This window comes from Shigella sp. FC1661 (assembly GCF_001712525.1).
Classification (GTDB): Bacteria; Pseudomonadota; Gammaproteobacteria; order Enterobacterales; family Enterobacteriaceae; genus Escherichia; species Escherichia coli.
Genome location: NZ_MDGW01000539.1, coordinates 1 through 241, shown reverse-complemented (window position 1 = coordinate 241; position 241 = coordinate 1). Strand labels below are relative to the sequence as shown.

Genomic DNA, 241 nt, shown 5'->3' with positions numbered 1-241 from the left:
GTTCTTCACTACATTTTTTGGTGATGCTGCCAACTTACTGATTTATGTGTATGATGGTGTTTTGATGGTGCTCCAGTGGCTTCTCGTTTCTATCAGCTGTCCCTCCTGGTTCAGCTACTGACGGGTGGTGCGTAACGGCAAAGCACTGCCGGACATCAGCGCTATACTCTGCTCTCACTGCCGTAAAACATGGCAACTGCAGTTCACTTACACCGCTTCTCAACCCGGTACGCACCAGAAA

General features: G+C 49.4%; 1 pseudogene. It reads left to right on the top strand.

The features are described from left to right. Positions 1–64: 64 nt before the first annotated feature. A pseudogene (locus BFF42_RS28015) lies at positions 65–241 on the top strand (IS1 family transposase); the annotation flags it as partial.